Here is an 18,113-nt window from a genome sequence, read left to right as displayed (position 1 = left end):
ACGCGTCCTGAAGACACTCGACGGTTGGCAAGTTATGAGTACTGACGTGATTCACTGCCCACTATGCGGGTCGCCTATGACGGAACGGATGGCGACCAGAGGCGCACGGGCTGGTCAGGTATTTCTGGGCTGCACCCGATTCCCAGCATGCAGAGGAAGTGCGTCGAACTCAGGCGCCGCTCCTAAGAAATCCGGGGACACTGCGCGTAAGCGGACGGGCGAACGTGCCGCGCCGTCGACATCCCGCGGCAAACGCCAACCCTTGAACATCGGCGACCTAATCGTGTCAACAGCTAACAATTTCGGTGTCGGGAAGGCTGTAGCACGCAACGGTGATGCGCTGACCCTCGAGTATTTTGACAATCCAGGGCAGGCTCCTGGCGAGCGGTTCCGCGCCCAGGTGCCGATGACTGGCCTAAAGCGATTCAAGCTCGACCAAGAGGTGCGGGTTTTTTGGGAGAAGAACGGCATCTGGCACTCCGGACGCCTAGAAGACATCAACGAATACCGCGACATCAGTGTCCGCTCTCGCGGAGAATCGATGTTCCTGCCAGAGAAGGACGTCTACATCCGGTGGGACCGTCCACTAGAGGACCCCGTCGGATTCGGCGAGGCCGGATTGATGGAGTCGCCGTACCTTTCCGATCTCCGACGACCGTTTATGCACCACACACTCGGTCAACGATCAGCGGCGCATGGGGTGGGCGCTGCCCTATCATCGTCGATTCAACTGCACGCCCATCAACTCGATGCCGCCCGTCGTGTGCTCGAGGACCCGATCCAGCGTTACCTCCTAGCGGATGAGGTTGGCCTCGGTAAAACCATCGAGGCCGGCATCGTCATACGGCAGATTCTCGACGACCACCCATCATCGACCGTAAGTCTGATCCTGCCGCCGTTCCTCCTGGATCAATGGAAGCGTGAGCTGAATACAAAATTCGGCATTGCCGACTTCGCTATCGGGAGGATTAATTTCGCTCGGGACGACCGACCCGACGATTGGACATCAGCAGATCTGCTGGTCGTCGATGAGGCGCACAATCTCGCTCGCTTGCGAATCAGTGACGACGCGGCGATGCAGGGCAGATATCAGAAGCTTGCGTCCGTTGCTCTGGGGAGCACGCGCTTACTTCTTCTGTCGGCAACTCCGGTACTCCACAACGAAGACATATTCCTCGGAATGCTGCGCCTGCTTGATCCTTCTTTATATGGACAAGCCACCTCAGAGGACCTTCGCAAGCGAGTCGCCATAAGAACGGAGCTCGCGCGATCACTCCTCGGCCTTAAGCCGTCTCTGCCCGCGTCGGTCATAGTTCGCCGTCTCAACGATCTTCGCGCCATGCTCGCCGCTGACGACCAAGTTCAGAGTCTGATCCTCGCCGTGGAAACGGCCGCAGAACAGGACAAGTCCGCAATGCCGGGAGCAATCGATGCGCTGCAAGGATACGTTGCCGACGCCTATCGCGTACACCGCAGGATGATTCGAACACGCAGGACCGAGGACCTGTTTCAGAAGTACAGCGTTCAGGGACGGACAACGCCGACTGCTCTACCGCTCGACACCACCCTCTTCCGAACGGCATCTGCGTTGATCGACGAATGGCGTCAGTACGCGTTGGGGGCAGTCGAAATTGGAGACCTAGACGTATCGGAGGCCGGAGCATTGTTAGCACAAGCTTGCGCTGTCCTTCTCGATCCAGTCGCCTTAACGACTTGGGCGCGTCGGCGCTGCGATGATGCAAGCACCGAGGACGAAGCGTCGGTGCTGCGGCGACTTATAGACACGATGGACAACGCCGATGGCAATACCGAACTCAGTAATCGAGTTGCCGACTTTGTGACCAACGAGGTCACCGTGCGCGAACGAGTCGTAGTCTTCTGTCCCACCACGACTGTGGCAGAAGCGGTAGGTGGAGCGCTGCAGAAGCACGTCGGCGCGAGTTCGGTCGGTTTGCACATCGCGGAAAGCGATCCCGCCGCCCTAGACGCGTTGATTCGATCCTTCGAATCAAACGGCAAGAGCAACCGGATCCTGGTAAGCGACCGATCGGCAGAGGAAGGGCGCAATTTTCAATTCGCCGACGTCGTTTTCCACGTTGGCTTGCCCAGCGACGTCAACCGCCTCGAGCAGCGGATCGGGCGATCGGATCGGTGGTCCGGTGACGCTGCCCCCACTCCTGCGCGCTCCTACCTCATCGTGTCGGGCCTAGGTGCCGAACAGTGGGACACCGCGTGGTTTCAGGTTGTCCGTGAAGGATTCGAGGTCTTCACGAAATCCATCGCCAGCCTTCAGCACGCAGTGGACAACAGCGCGACCCGGTCATGGGAGAGGTTCGTAACTGACGGCACAGGCGTAGCCGACACGCTCGCCGAGCTTATTCGCGATGAATTAGCCGAGGAACTAGGCAACGTACGTGAGCAGGACGCGCTAGACAGTCGCGAAGTTAGGACGGATTCCCGATCGATCTACGCTCAGATTTCCGCCGTCGAGGCCGCCGAGCAAGACTTCGCCGAAACGACGGATCACCTCCTGGCTCGTGATGGGGCACCAGGCAATGTTCGAATGAAACGTATTGGCACGCCCACAACTGGCGCAGGAAGCTACACCGTTACTCCCGATAGCCGAGCAGAACCGCCGCTGATCCCGCTGTGGCGCATTCGACGCGATTTCATTCACCTCGAGGGACAAGCTGGAACGTTCCGCCGGGACGTCGCAGTTCAACAACCGGACATTCGCCTCTACCGGTATGGGTCGCCATTGATAGACGCTATCAGCGACTTCATCTGGAACGACGATCGAGGCCGCTGTTTCGGGATGTGGCGGTACGACTCCTCCTGGCATGACGAAGACCTCATTGCCTACCGCTTTGATTACCACGTTGAGGCCGATCTACCACAATCCGTCTCAGCGGAACCCGCGTCCCAGGGAGATGAGCCCAAGGCTTTGCGCCGTCGCGCGGACGCAATCTTTCCTCCCGCTGTTGAAACGGTGTGGATAGACATCGACGGGATGGCGATCGTCGATCCTACTATTGTCGGTATCCTCGAACGTCGCTACCGCAAACCACCCACCGCAGGGGCAGACGGTGACCTGAACCTGAATCCAGCACGGCTTGGGGAGGCGTACAGCGTTCTACCACAGTCAAACTGGAAAGATTCGTGGCGAGACGCGGAAGCAGCTGCGAGACAGACCATCGTTCACCTTGAGTCGTTCGTCGAACGTGTCGGCGCCGGACTAGAGTCCTGCGCGTACGACGGTCAAGCACGTCAGCGCCAACTCGCGCTGCGTGAGGCCTACAGTGAAGGCTTGGAAAGGGCAGACCTCCGCCGTGAACGCGAACTGGAGGAGCTCATGACGTCCACATTGGACAAAGCCATTCGCGCGCCACGGCTAAGTCTCGACTCAACCGGCATTGTGATCGTCGCAGGACACCCACTCGAAGATCAGACGGAATGACGCAAAAACAACTGGAATGCGTGCAAGAAGCACTGCTAGACAAGTTCTTTGACCGCCGACAGCTCAAGGGCCCGTTTCTGCGACTCGCTGATGCATGGACTTCGCCGGTGCCCGGTATGGATATCTACGCTGACATCTTGTCGCTGGTCTCTCACGTCCTTCATCACCAGCGACTTACATCAGACGGGCCGAACCCAGCTCTGGAAATGCACCTCGAAGACAGGGGCATTCCTAGCGATCGGTTAGAGGACTTCGGTCTCATCGCCAGCCCTGCCTATGGGGGACTCGTTCGACTAGAGCCCGGAAAGTCATGGACTCCAACGTGGTTGAGCGGCGACCATCGTTGGATAGATCACGCTATCGCCAGTCCCGACACGATCGTTTACGAGACGAACCTTCCGATCAGTACAGACGCTCAACCGCCGACGCCAACCCGAATTCCAGCCGATCCTGCGGTGCACGCGGTCGCACCGAACATCATTCACTACAAGTCAGCAGCTCAAGCCGTCGCCCTGCGCGCGGTAGCATTTGCAGAGTCCGGATCGACGATCCACGTTGTGCTGCCTACGGGTTCGGGAAAGTCGCTGGTTGGGATAATTCCAGGACTAATCCAGCCAAACGCGACGACAGTGGTCGTGGTTCCGACCATAGCCCTGGCGCTCGATCAGGAGTTGCAGGCCAGAAATCGCTACCCCGAGGCGGGACTTCCTCGCGAACTCGCGTATCACGGGTTCCGCCCAACTGAGGAGAAGCGGGCGATCCGCGATCGGCTTGTGTCCGGCACTCAGCGCTTACTATTCACGTCCCCGGAGGCGCTTGTGCAAAGCCTCGCCCGACCACTACGCGATTTAGCGAGTCGAGGCGGACTCACATACGTTGTAATCGACGAGGCCCACTTGGTGTACGCGTGGGGAACCGACTTCCGCCCCGAGTTCCAATTGGCCGCTTCGCTGGTTCACGAGTTGCGTGCGATATCACGTCACGTAGGCGTTGCGGAAGCCAAGACACTATTAATGACGGCCACCTTGTCCGCGCAGGCCCTCAGGCTCAACGATCAACTCTTCTCTGATGGTCGGTCGATCTTCGTTGGGACCAATTACTTGCGGACCGAGTTGCGCTACCTGTACGCAGAAACCGATAGTACTCAACGCGCACAGCGTGTTTCCGAACTCATGCGACGTTGTCCAAAGCCAGCGATCATCTACACGACAACGCGTCAGGACGCTGAGGAAATCGCCGAAAGCCTTCGTGCCCAAGGCTTCGCGCGGACGACTGCGTTTCACGGCGACACCTCCAGCGACCGACGCGAAACAATATTGAACGAATGGACTGACTCGGGCGACGGCACCGCCATTGACATTGTCGTCGGTACCACCGCGTTCGGGTTGGGGGTCGATCAGTCTGATGTACGCACGATCGTTCACGCGTGTATTCCGCGCTCAGTTGACCGCTTCTATCAGGAAGTCGGCCGCGCAGGACGTGACGGCCACACTTCCGTCTCCATCTGGCTACCAGACTCCGGTACCGATTTTGCTAAGTCGCGAATCGAACTGACCAGACTGATCGGCCATCAAAAGGGTTGGAGTCGATGGATGGCCATGCGAGACCGCGCCGAAAGTGCCGCGACCGGATCTGCGTTCTCAATGACCGTCGACCTACGCACGGTGCCGTCCCACAGCGACGTCGACAATGACAAGAACCGGCTATGGAACAGGAACATCATCACAATCCTGCGACGCGCAGAGGTAGTCGATTTCGCGCCGATTGCGCCGCCAGAACTCCGACGTGCCTCGACCGAAACGGATGCCGAGTGGGAACAACGAACGGCGATTGAATGGGAGAACTTCCACAACAAGTTGGATGTGACCGTAAACGTTCCTAGCGGCAGTCTGGATGAGACAGTGTTCAATGCCGCGTTCCAAAAGGTGCGAAGCAGCGTCAAGGAACGCGAAGACGAGTCATTCAGGCGTATCCGTCAATTGCTGGAGCTAGAACGGTGCTGGGGTCACGTGTTCGCCCCTGAGTATTCATTGGACGTGCCTGAGCTCGCGGGCGCCAACTACCATTTGAGCTCGTCTTGCTCCGGTTGTCCTGGCCGCTGTCATCCCAGCCGATCTGACTCATCCCCGGTAATCGGCACGCGCTCGCTTCCCATGATCCCCAAGATGAAGTTCGCGCTGATGCCGTCCCTCACCGAGTTACTAATGGATCGCAACATTATGCTCGTCACCTACGATCCAGTGTCGGTGCGTCAAGCGCTCTATCGCACTAACTTTCGTCGATTTGTCGCCAAAGCGGTCAGCAACGGAATCAAGCAGATTCAGTTCTCCGAGCGTCTTAACGAGCTTGTAATTAGTGAAATCCGGCGGGGTGTCGGTCACTCAGAACTGGTCATAGTCGAGCCAAACGACTTGCAGCGGCCACGCCGGGCGCTTGACTACCCCACGATTGTCGTGGTCAGCGATAGCGATGGAGTCTTGCCGCCCAGCCTCATCTACCCACCGCCGCACGCAATGACGAGACTCCTGGTCGTGCCGTCTGGTACGCCGGCAGCAGATCGTCCGCATCTCACTCTTGAGGACGTTGTCCAACCCAATGCCTCGCTTGCCGATCTTGTGAGGAGGCTCTAGTGACCGTTATTAACGCAGGAGGTGGAGCAGCATTACCCGGACTCGGGCGCCTCATCGTTAGCACGTTGGCCGAAGCAGAGTTCGAGATGGAAAAGGACAAACTACGCTCGAGACTGCTCCCGGAGTCACTCCACGCCGGCAAGAGTCCATTATCGAATATCGACGCCACACTGCTCGCGCTCAAGGACATCGGAGTTACGGAAGAGCGAGATGCAAAAGTGCTTCTCGTACCGCAGGCGCAGACAATGCTTCATGGATCGCGAATTCCTCGATCCTTGTACCGAAAACTACTGCAGCACTTCATGTTTACCGTTGGCGATGCTGATCCGTGGCGTCTAGCAGCAGGAGACACCCTTACGAGCGGTACCAAGGACATCAATCGCGCACTTTCATGGTCGCTCGCACAAGATGTACGTAGCACTCTCACGTGGGACAAGACCAACGGCGGATTGCTGAGCGTGCAGTTGATCCAACAAGACCAGTTGCCTGACAGTCCGGAGTTGCGGCCCTTCGCAAACGGAGTCCGATGGGGTGCTTTCATGCGATGGGCAGCGGCATTAGGAATGGCACAACCAGCGTTTCAGGTAGCGGGCATCTACCCCGACGCCACGGTGGCTGTCCGCGACCAGGTCCTCGACATGCCATCCGGGCGCCAAACCATCGACGGATTTCTCGACACCCTTACAAGTCGTCTACCAGTTCTAAGCGGCGGAGAGCTGCACTTGGGCTTTCTTCAGCACACCTCCGCTGATCCCGATCCAGACGCAGCGATCGGCTTGCTCGACACGACACTCGCGCAATCGATTCTCGCACTCGAGGAAGAAGCCATACTGGAACTGCCCCCTCCCCAAGCCGACGCAACCGGACGAACGATCGGCCTCGGCACAACGCCGCAGCGCCGTCTCACTCATATCGAGGTAATCGGAGGACACTCCCCATGACGGCGCCAGCAACGCTTCCGATCCTTTGTTGGGAGGCATCGTCCGTTCTGGACGTCATACCGGTTGAAGCAGAAACTCCTCTCGACGGGGTCTTTGCAGCTACTCACAGCAAACTCGCGATAGTGCGTCGGTCAAATCTGAACCGCCCTGGCGGCGACGTTGTGCAGGAGGAGGATCTGCTCGCGGCTGTCGAAAATCAGCCTGCCGATCTACCGATCATTCCCATACTTGGCAATTCGGGAACCGGCAAGTCTCACTTGGTTCGGTGGTTGCGCTTGCAACTCCGCGAGTTGAGCCACTCGCGACCTCACCGCCGCGTGATCTTCGTCCCCAAACACAAGATGTCCCTCCGTGCGATTCTCGACCTGATTCTCGACGAGGCCACCGGCGCTGCCGCTGACGAGTACAGGCAGCGCGTCCGCGAAGCGACCGAGAAGCTGGACAACGAGACTGACGCTCGCAATCGACTTCGAGCCGTGCTGTCCTACTTGATTGCCGAATCGCCGCGTGACCCATCGCATCTGAACGCTGATGACAAAGCCGAACGCGAGTACCTAGCCAACGAGCTTCCGAGTTTACTCGACGATCCAGTCTTCAAGCGGAGAATTTTGGCCGACGACGGCGCCCTCGCGCGCTTGTCGAAGGAGAAGTTCTCGGGCAAATCGGCTGAAGATAAAGAAGAGCCTTTCGAGTTCAGGGCCGAAGATTTGCGGCTCACCGTCGACGACACGAACAACGCCAGTGCGGCGGCCCGCGATATCGCCGATGTGCTCGGCGGCGATATGCACTTGCGCGAACTGGCGGCGAGAATGCTTAACGAGCAACTGTCGCCCGCCGTAAGTTCAGTATTCGGCGTTGGCGGTGATGACCTAAAGAACCTGCTCATTGACTTGCGCCTCGATCTCATGAAGTCTGGGGAGGAACTCCTCTTACTAATCGAGGATTTTTCCATCTTCCAAGGTGTTCAGGGTGGACTCATCGATGCGATGACGCAGGTGCCGACCGCCGCAGTACCGCTGTGCCCCATGCGGGTGGTGATGGCAGTGACGACTGGCTACTTCGCCGACCAGGTTCCGGATACTGCAAAAACCAGAACATACTTTGCATTCGACCTCGACGTCGCGGGTTCGGCGAATAGTACTGACTTGCCATCGTTCGTCGCACCCTATCTGAACGCAGTGCGTGTGGGCGCAGACGCACTCGAGGAGTCGTTCGCAGCGCGTGAGCAACCCCCGAACAAGTGCGAAAAATGCCCGGTAGCAGACCCGTGTCACACCGCATACGGATCAAGCGCCGGCATCGGACTCTATCCGTTCAACGCTGTAGCTCTCGAACGGGCAATGCAGACTCAGCAGAGTACCGGCGATATCTTCGTAGCGCGGAATGTGCTGAAAGATGTTGTACGGCCAGTTCTTCAAGACGACCGAGAGATCATTGCCGAATCGAACTTTCCCTCTGCCGACTTCGAGAAGCGCTTTCCGACTCGTGCTCTTGAAATTGATTGGAGTATCGAAGACACGGCACAGATTAGGAACCCTGGTGAGTCAGATGAACAAGTCAATCGACGACGAAGGTTGCTGACGTACTTCGCGCGCTCACCGGTCCCACAGAACCTCAGCCCCTACATTCATAAGTCGTTCGGTATACCGCAGGTTGTAGGACTGCCAGACTCGACTGACGTCCGCCACGAAGACACCGGCGGTCGCACCAACGACGATGAACGGCGGAAGCAACAATACCGGCCCAAAGACCGTTCACGACCAGCGGTTCGCGACGACACTGACCCTCAGCTGGTGCAAGCTGTCGACGCATGGTCTCGTGGGCAGTCACTCAAGCAAGCAGCACAAAACGATCTTCGCAAGGTCGTTTTCAATGCTGTCGTCGCGGCTTTGGATTTCGAAGATTCTTTGGGAGGAGGGTCCAATTGGACCCCGACTAAGCGCAAACCCTCATCGCAGCCTGAGTCGGGTGCGGACGATGATGACCAAGAACCGGCCACGCGCAGTCTGTCGGGCGCGGCCACTTTTGGGCAGATCTCGATATTCCTTGAAGGGACTAAACAGGCCAATATCACGGGAATTCGACTTGACATCAACCGCAGCGATATTGATGCTGTGCGATCCCTGCGTGCACTCGCCTTCCTCGACCACGGCAGGTCGTGGACCGATATGGACCACGGCGCCGATTTGCAACGTCTCGCAACGCGTCAGGTGGCCAAGTGGGTGCGACACATTGAGCAGCAGTTTGATGTTCCCCGTGACGACATGAACGCAATAGATACCGAGGTGGGCTATCTAGCCAGCGCTTTGCTCTTAAGCGCTCAAATGTTGAGTATTCCTTCGAGTTTCGAGCCTAAGGACTCGGGCAAGGTCGTAGATTCAATCTTCGCTCCCGCACCCGACTGCGAACCCGACCTTTTGCCGCAGCCAGTCAAGGTGTTGCGCTCGGGAGCCAATGAACTCAAAGGCAAGAGTGGTCGAGAAACCTTACAGCGGTTACTGTTGCGCCGCACAAGTTACAGCCAGGGTACCGGCGCGGCAGCAGCAGTAGACAGTGCTCGTATCCTGCGGTCACTTAAAGACGATGCTCGTCGAGAGACCATACCCACTGAGATCCCCTCCGGAGTAGTCGATTTCGTGTCAAGAATGACTGCTCTAAATGAGAGCCTCGATTCACTCCGAATTCCGATTGAGGCCGTCCTACCCGACACGACGACAGTCAGTTCGAACGTCAAGGAGACGGTTAAGGCGATCGAAAAGACGATCAAGTCGCTTCAAGCATTCAACATGGTTCCCGCATCAGTCGACGTCGCTGGCCTGAATCGGCTAGGTGACGGCATCGACTCGAGCGATGTTCAACGCGTGAACAGGTTGCGCGAAAGCCTTCTCAGTTGGGAAAGTTTGACGAATTCAGATCGGCTCAAGGCACTGGGTGGTGACTGGCCGTTATCTGCTGCGAAGCTCACACCATGGATCGCCGCAGTCACTAAGACCCTGGATCTGGTGGAGGGCATGGTCGAGTCCAGAATCGATCCTCAACTGAAAGAGCAGTCAACTACCGCGGATCGCGCGCTAACGACCGAACTCAACGCAGCGCTTGTCGCGATAGCGGGCCATGTGCAACAGGGATCGCAATCATGATGATTCTGGATCGACTTCAGCAGATCGAGGGGCGTGCTCAGGCAGCACGTGATGATGGGACCCTTCGTCAGGACCTCAACAAGCTCGACCGCATCACTCAACGCCTCGCCACCTTGGGCCGCTCTCTGCAAAAGCTCATCACGTCGTACGACGAATTGGTCACTGTCAAAGCACCAGAGTGCGCACCCGCCGTGGGCAACTTCCGCACCATTCACACCGAGTTGACACAGATGGCGACGCTGACCAACACGCAGCAGTTAGGCGGTGCTACGCCACAATTCGCTGAGAGAGTCGGCACTGCAGAACGCGTCGTCAATTTTGTCGAAGGCATTTTGGGCGGCGCCTGGGCCGAGTACAGGAACGAACACCGTCGTTCCGTTGTGGACCGCGAACTGCTCGACCTCCTGAATCGCTCCGGCATCGATGTCGAGGACCTTCTCGAGGACTACGACAAAGCGTCCTTCGGTCTCGACCTGCTCAGCGAACGAGCGCTACCCCACGAAGGCGACGTCGCGAAGTGGAACGCTCATGTCGATGAGTTGCGGCGCGTCGCTGAAGGACTATCCGGGGTGGTACCTGCTGCGATCTCGGCATTCTTTCGGCAGACCGATAGTCCGACCGGAGCGCCATTGTCGGCGCTCACCGACGAAGTCCGCGCCTTTCTCGACAACCACAACATCACCGATCGCTACTCCATCAAGGGCCGACAGTGACGGACTCCGCTCAACTCCTCAACCTCCTCGACACCATTGAGTCCCGCGAAGACGCGCTGCTCTCGTGGGGAGTTGTCGACGGTGGCCTCTCGACGCGCGAGCTGCGTCAAGTCGTGTTCGACTGGACACTTGCGCACAACCCATTTGGTGACGTGGACACCATCATCCAGCAACTCACAGACCACGGCATGCTGTTCTATGACGACGCGGTACAGCCACCCCGCTGGCGCAGTCGCATCGCCGAAGGTCTTCGACTCCTAGCCCGTCTTCGCCAGATTTTCCCCGCGAGCAAACCTGCTGAAGCTTGGCGGCGAGGCACACCTCTGGTGGCCGACTTCCGATACATGCGCCGTCCCCGCTCATACCCGCGACGCGACCTCGACTGGACGGCAACGCTAGACGGCCTAAACGATGCTGACGGCGCCCTGCGTCGCAGCCTGGCTTCGTTGACCACAACGAACAATGGGTCACTCGCTCTTAGCGGCTTTCAGGTGCGAGCAACCCGCGAAGTCATTGGTGCGCTTCAGTCGAAGAAATCGAACGGAATCGTTGTCGGGGCCGGCACAGGCAGCGGTAAGACACTCGCGTTCTACCTACCTGCCTATGCGTATCTTGCGTCACTTCAAGACTCGTCGACGTGGACTCGTTGTCTCGCGATCTATCCGCGTAATGAACTGCTCCGCGACCAGTTCACCAGTGCTTTCGCGAATGCCCGTCGCGCAGACGGCCTTTTCGAAGCTGAAACTGGACGCAAGCTGAGACTCGGCGCTTTCTACGGCGCCGCACCGGCAAGCAGCACCACGCTCGATACGAAGTTCTCGCAATGGCGACATACATCCCTCGGGTATCTCTGCCCGTACCTCACATGCCCTGGCGACGAGGGCCAAGGTTGCGGCGGCGAACTGCACTGGCCCGACGACCACGTGAAGCGTGGTGAGGAATTACTGATCTGCGCGGCCTGCGGTGCGCGGTTCGGCGACGACACGATAGTCATCACACGCCAACGCATGAAATCTGTTGCACCAGATATTGTTTTTAGTACAACGGAGATGTTGAACCGGTCGATGATCGACCTCTCCAGTGGTTCAATTCTCGGCATCGGCGTGCCAGAACCGAAGAGGCCCCGGCTTGTGCTGCTCGATGAGATCCACACCTATGGAGGTGCAAGCGGCGCCCAAACCGCCATGGTGTTGCGACGGTGGCGGCACCGTATCAGTACTCCCGTTACGTTCGTCGGCTTGTCGGCCACGCTCGTCGACGCCGGCAACTATTTCGCCAGTCTCATTGGCGTGAGCGCCAACTCCGTTCAAAGCATTGAACCGACACCCGATGAACTAACTACTGAAGGCGCCGAGTATCTCGTCGCAGCACGCAGTGATCCTACTAGTGGAACGAGCGTACTTTCGGCGACGATTCAGTCCACCATGCTGCTGTCGCGCTTGATGGATACACCAGTATCAGGCCTATCGGCTGGCGGCTACGGCAGTAAAACGTTCGTGTTCACCGACGATCTCGACGTAACCAATAGGCTCTATTACGACCTCGCCGATGCCGAAGGTCTACGACTCGCGGCCTCCGGCCGAGCAGTTCCAGGCCGCAAGGAGCCATTGGCGGCATTGCGAAATCCGGCGCTGGGCGGTGGCGTCCCACGCCGCCTGGCCGGTCAGTCATGGGATCTGCCTGAACATTTAGGCCATCCCATTGACGCGACCGGCCGACTTCGCATCGGCCGCACGTCGTCACAGGATGTCGGCGTTGATTCAGAAGCTCAAGCCGTCGTGGCAACTGCGTCGCTAGAGGTCGGATTTGACGATCCGACGGTTGGCGCGGTGATTCAGCACAAGGCGCCACGAGATGCAGCACAGTTCATTCAGCGCAAAGGACGTGCTGGGCGACCGCGTGGAATGCGCCCGATCACCCTGGTAGTGCTATCTGACTACGGTCGAGATCGCGCCGCCTACGAAGGCTGGGACACACTTTTCGATCCAGTTCTACCTCCACGCACGTTGCCGATCCACAACCGGGCTGTCCTCCGCATGCATGCCGCCCAATCACTCCTAGAGTGGGTGGCCGTCAAGATCCGAGTAACGCATCCCCGGGCCAACCTATGGCTGGACCTCAAAGGACCACCCGAAGGTTCGTATGCCCGACAGAACGCCGAGATGCACGCCAAAGCCGTCGAAGTGCTGGAGACACTCCTTGCCGAACCATCCGCGCAAAACGATCTGGCCAGATGGCTGCGACTCTCGCTGGCGTTAACGTCATCGGAAGTCGACGAGATACTTTGGCACCCACCGCGGCCAGTTCTCCTCGGGGCCGTCCCGACTCTCATTCGACGCCTGCGCTCACGGTTTGCGTCAGCGACGGCTACCATCGTCACCGCTGGGGCAGATGCCGTCTCGGACCACCCTCTGCCCGATTACTTTCCAGGAAACCTCTTCACCGAACTCAGTCTCTCGGAAGTTGACGTCGTCGTTCCATCCCAGACGTCATATGCCTCGGACATGTCGATCGAGTCAATGGGTGTCGCACAGATGATGCGCGAATATGCCCCCGGTCGGGTCTCGCGGAGATACGCAACTCGGAATGCCTGGCATCGCCATTGGGTTCCTGTCGACTGGGAGAGTAGTGAGAGCACACAGGAGGTTTCGACATTCGTCGACGACTTTGACGTCTCCGCCATCCCGCAAATCACGCACCGCGGCAGACTGACGACCTACGAGGTCGTCCGACCACATCGCGCCACCCTGGCACTGGCCCCCGAAGAAATCACCGACTCCTCCAACGCACATCTCACCTGGCGCAGCCAATTCATTGAGCAGGGAACCGGAATCGCGTTGAGGTTGCCGTCCACTGACAGGATCGGTGCACTCATCTCTGCGGCCACATTCTTCCTACACGCGCAGAGCACGTGGGTGCAGATTAGTCGCCTGGCGGTGGAGAGCGACGCGACAGTACAGTTCGAGGACGGAACTGAGCGAAGGACCAGAACGCAATTTACCCACCAGGGCGCACCTGCTGGTCTTGGAGTCACCCTTGATGTCGATGCGCTCCGACTGGATGTAGATCTTCCGACACCCACCAACGATGCCGTCGCGCGAGATCCTGGATTGCGCAGTGCGTGGTTTGCACACCTGATCACGACCGACGAAGCACTATTGGCGTACGCCAACGTGTTCCAGTTGACGTGGCTTCACGAGGCGATGGAGACGATGCTCGTACTCAAGGCGGCGGAGCGAGGTGACACGCTCGAAGATTCCTACCGAGCGATTAGCGGGTCGCTCGTTGCGCACCTTAAACCAACACTCGAGGCGCTATTCCAGCGCCCAGGCCTTATCCTGGGCGACAACAACATTGACTCCCAACCAAGCAAGCTCCTCCAACGTTTGACCTCGCTCCTGAACGCACCCGCCATCGTCAACAGACTCGACGAATTGATCCCTCAATTGTGGCTCCCTCCCACAACCGAAATGATGGAGTGGGTACGTAATCGTCTGCTGTCGACAGTAGGACAAGCTGCTTTTGCCGCCGCCCGGGCGCTATGTCCCGATCACGATCCGGACGGGTTGCTAGTCGATGTGGAACCCGGACTGAACGCGGATAGCATCCCCCGGCGGAATCAGGTGTGGTTGTCCGAACCGACAATGGGCGGAGGTGGATTCCTGGAGGCACTCGCACGTCGAATACAAGCCGAACCCAGGCGCTTCCTCCGACTGATGTGGGGTGCAATTCAGCCCGGTCCTGCGGAACGGGTAGGAAACCAACTCACGGCGATCGTAAGCCAACTAGGCAGCGACAACGTATTGACTGAAGCTGTAGCCCTCTACCGTTCCAGCGAGAGCCAGCAGTCACGGGTCTCTGCTCTGCGCGCTGTACGCGCGGCAGCGTCCGAAATGCACATGTCCGGCGACCAACAGATGTTCATCAGTAACCTTGCCAATCGCATAATGCGCCCGAACACCTCCCATGCGACAGACATGACCCTGCAGTCGTTGCTCGCGGATCGATCGGCACTAGAAGAGCGCTTAGGGATAGAGATCTCCACCCGCACTTGGGCGTTCATTGCGAGCGGAAATGCCGTCTACGATGCGGCCCTCGGTGTTGCTCCTGCACCCGACGCACAACAGAGGCGAATCGACATCATCCTCAGCTTGCTGTGGCCGACGGGTTGGCGAGTTCGAAGTGATGCTCTGCAGACGTGGAACCCGTTCGCAACTCTGCCCGACCCATTGCCTGAGCTACTGCGCGCAATGGCGCCACACGAAGCACCGACAGTGTCCATCCATGACAGCGACGTAGAGCACCAAATTCGCGAATTACTCGCTGCCAACGATCAAGTACGCGTCATAGTCCCGCGCTTCGATCTTGGCCTGGCATCCGATCTGATTGTCAATCTCACCGCAACTCCCGTGGAGAGCGAATGGATGTTCCTGCATCCCGGCGTCGTGGAGGTAGAGCGGGCCAGCAACGGAAACACCGTGCTCACCTTTGAAACTGCCGAGGGCACTCGATGAGACGCGTAGTAACCCGTGGGGGCGGTCCCACGCTTCTCGCATCCGATCTCGTTCAATCGCTTTTCGTAACTGAGATCCTGACACCATCGCGCGAACTCTGGCTACTGTCGCCTTGGATATCGGACATACCAGTGATCGACAACAGCGCGGGCACATTCTCCGTATTGATGCCTTCTCGACCAGTCGGTTCGATCCCTTTGACCGACACGCTGGTCTACCTGGCGGGCCAAGGAACCCAGATCTTCGTCATTGTCCGACCAGACCCGCGCAATCATCTTGTGGTCGACAAACTTCGCCACGCATCATTCGACGACGGAAGCCCGACGATCCAGGTCCTAGTGAATGACAACTTGCATGAGAAGGCCTTGTTGACCGAGCGATTCTTCCTACACGGATCGATGAACTTCACGCACTACGGACGCGAGGTCAACGAGGAAGCACTGACACTCGACAACAATAGGGAGTCGATTGCCGCAGCCAGACTCGACTATCGCGAACGGTTCGGCACTCCATGAACGAACTTGCCACGGCGTTCTTTGGCGACGGCAACACGTTGAACCCGACGATGGTTGCCGGCCATCTGCGAACGCAGCTCGACACCTGGATTCGATCGCTGGACAATCCCGAGCGCACATCATTTCTTCCGCGCGAGGTTGATGGCCAACTCTTCTGGTACGTCTTTACTCCCGGCGATCGACGAGCCAATGAGATACTCGAACTACTCGGCGCTTGGGTCGGACCCACCCATAGTGACGTGACAGTCAAACGTGGTCGACTCGACCACCTCGATCCCTTTGACTCCCGCATCGTGTCCTTGTCTCCTTCAACGGTTCTGCGGTTCGAGGTCTTGCCCCGTTCTGGTTCGTCGCATGTCGCCGAAGCTCGACGGTTTGTCCGCGAGGCTTTGATCCGGTTGGCAGCACTCCTCGACAATCGGCCCGATTCGGAGTTTGAACTCGCCAAGTCGACCAGCGAGATCCTCGACGACCTCGGTCATGCTCTAGCTGCACGCGATCGCGACGCGGTCGACAGCGCCCTGGAGAGCCTGTCAACCAACGGCGACCTAGATACTCTCAATCAGACGTTCGTCCGCGTTCGCGCTTTCGCTTCGCTCGAAGACTGGGCTGGTCTGATCGAAGATCGATCGATTAGTGATCTGCTCCAGGTTGCGAGACCCCCTGGTGTTACTAGGGCAATCCGGCGCGCCGTCTACCAACGCTATTTCGCAGCACTGGATTTAGCCGAACGCGACGCTGACCTTCTCGACGCGGCGCGCGACCTGCCCGCTCAATATCGGACTACGGCCACCGGTCCGCGCGCAGAGCACGGTGACGAGTTGGTGTTTCAGCTTCTACTTGCACTAACGTCTGATCCCCCGTTGCCAGCGGACCTCGTCCAGAGCATGGCCCGAGTCGGTGACGAGCTGCGCGTAGGTCTGACACAACGCCTGTCACGACTTGCGTCGGTGGCTACGAAGTCCGCCGACGTCACGTCAGTTCCGGTTCCTCCGGAAGCAGCTGCTTTCGCACTCTATGCGGCGGGCGACCCAGGCGGCGCGTTGCGACTCGTACTTGGTTTGCCCTGTACTAACGCAACAGCACGTTTGGCCGTATTGGCGGCGGCCGATATTGATGAGAAAGCCGCGGCGAGGAGCGCGCTCGACTACATCTCAGCCAATGCGGATATTCGGTCAGCAGTTTTAAGTAGCAAGCAGATCCGAAACGCAGTCCGGACACTCGAGCAGGCGGTAGCGTTCGAGGGGCCGTCCGACTGGACGGCATGGCTCGATCAGATCACACAAGCCGATGCCGAGACTGGCACGCTTGACTTCGTAACTTCGGATCCATCGCAGTGGCCGCCGCTCTCGTTTGCTGATCTGTCGGCGCGCCTAGAAGCGATGAACGACGACGCTCTCATGGCACTCGGCGAAGTGTCGGGCCAGTTTCTCGCCGCGCACCGCGATGTCATCGAGGCCGCTGGCAGCGCCGGCGCTGGTTTGAGTAGGAGATTAATCGGGGCTCTTGCAGTGAGTATGAAGGCGTCGTCCGGCATCCGCTCTCAGACGCTGAGCCTCATCGATGTGGCGTTCTCCGCGAGTTTCTCCGGCACCGAGTACTCCGAAACCGTGTCGTATATCAACGACATTCGGCACACGAACTCCGCTTCGAGCACTGTCGAATGGCAGGCCGATCTTTTCCAGATGCTCACCTCGTTCCCGAAGTCGAAGGACGAAGTTGGCGCGCTAGACAACTTTGTGTCCTCAGCACTCGAGCAGTTCATCGCGTTTCGGTACGCGCTGTCGACGGTCGCCCTGCGGGCGATCCAGGTCGTTTGCGATGAGTACCCCGCGGAGTTCCCACCTATCCTCGCCGCTTTACTCCTCGACGGCGCAAACGACGAGTCCAGCCAGTACGCATACTTGGCGGATAAGAAGATAGCACTGTACTCGCTGATGCAGACTTCCGCGACGCGTGCAGCCCAATTACTCCGAAAGATAATCCCTAGCATCGACGTTCGGCTATTCAGTGACAAAGCCGGCGGGTCGTCGGCGCTCGAACAGGCGAGCAGAAATGCCGACATTTTTGTCATCGTCACTGCTGCCGCCAAACATGCAGCAACCGAATTCATCGAGGCGGAACGCGGCACCCGAGATATCGTGCGCGTCAACGCTAAAGGCACGTCGGCGATCATGAACGCTCTACGCCAAGCGGTGTAATG

8 protein-coding genes are annotated in these 18,113 nt (G+C 58.5%); all 8 read left to right on the top strand.

The genetic code is table 11. The features are described 5' to 3' along the window. Positions 1-262: 262 nt before the first annotated feature. The 8 genes from dpdE to dpdD are packed head-to-tail and all read left to right on the top strand — an operon-like array spanning position 263 to position 18,111. Positions 263-3,457 (top strand): protein DpdE, encoded by a 3,195-nt coding sequence (dpdE, locus tag ACIA48_RS16670; protein WP_396733525.1) that lies wholly within the window; start codon positions 263-265, stop codon positions 3,455-3,457. Next, positions 3,454-6,087 carry a protein DpdF gene (dpdF, locus tag ACIA48_RS16665; protein ID WP_396733523.1) on the top strand — a complete coding sequence of 878 codons (2,634 nt, stop codon included), beginning with the start codon at positions 3,454-3,456 and terminating at the stop codon, positions 6,085-6,087. Before dpdE ends, dpdF begins: the two co-directional genes overlap by 4 nt. After that, on the top strand, positions 6,087-7,028 hold the full coding sequence (dpdG, locus tag ACIA48_RS16660; RefSeq protein ID WP_396733520.1) for a protein DpdG: 942 nt from the start codon (positions 6,087-6,089) through the stop codon (positions 7,026-7,028). The genes dpdF and dpdG overlap by 1 nt, the downstream gene beginning before the upstream one ends. Further along, positions 7,025-10,168, top strand: coding sequence for a protein DpdH (gene dpdH, locus ACIA48_RS16655; RefSeq protein ID WP_396733517.1), 3,144 nt, complete (start codon positions 7,025-7,027; stop codon positions 10,166-10,168). Before dpdG ends, dpdH begins: the two co-directional genes overlap by 4 nt. Further along, positions 10,165-10,881 (top strand): hypothetical protein, encoded by a 717-nt coding sequence (locus tag ACIA48_RS16650; protein ID WP_396733514.1) that lies wholly within the window; start codon positions 10,165-10,167, stop codon positions 10,879-10,881. The genes dpdH and ACIA48_RS16650 overlap by 4 nt, the downstream gene beginning before the upstream one ends. Beyond that, positions 10,878-15,395 (top strand): protein DpdJ, encoded by a 4,518-nt coding sequence (dpdJ, locus tag ACIA48_RS16645; protein ID WP_396733511.1) that lies wholly within the window; start codon positions 10,878-10,880, stop codon positions 15,393-15,395. The genes ACIA48_RS16650 and dpdJ overlap by 4 nt, the downstream gene beginning before the upstream one ends. Continuing rightward, on the top strand, positions 15,392-15,910 hold the full coding sequence (gene dpdK, locus ACIA48_RS16640) for a phospholipase D-like domain-containing protein DpdK (protein ID WP_396733508.1): 519 nt from the start codon (positions 15,392-15,394) through the stop codon (positions 15,908-15,910). The genes dpdJ and dpdK overlap by 4 nt, the downstream gene beginning before the upstream one ends. Next, positions 15,907-18,111, top strand: a complete 2,205-nt coding sequence (dpdD, locus tag ACIA48_RS16635; protein WP_396733505.1) for a protein DpdD — start codon at positions 15,907-15,909, stop codon at positions 18,109-18,111. Before dpdK ends, dpdD begins: the two co-directional genes overlap by 4 nt. Positions 18,112-18,113: the final 2 nt, after the last annotated feature.

This window comes from Mycobacterium sp. NPDC051804 (assembly GCF_044452905.1).
In the GTDB taxonomy this organism is placed as follows: Bacteria; Actinomycetota; Actinomycetes; order Mycobacteriales; family Mycobacteriaceae; genus Mycobacterium.
Note: the sequence above shows the minus strand (reverse complement) of the source record. Positions and strands in the feature narration are given on the sequence as shown.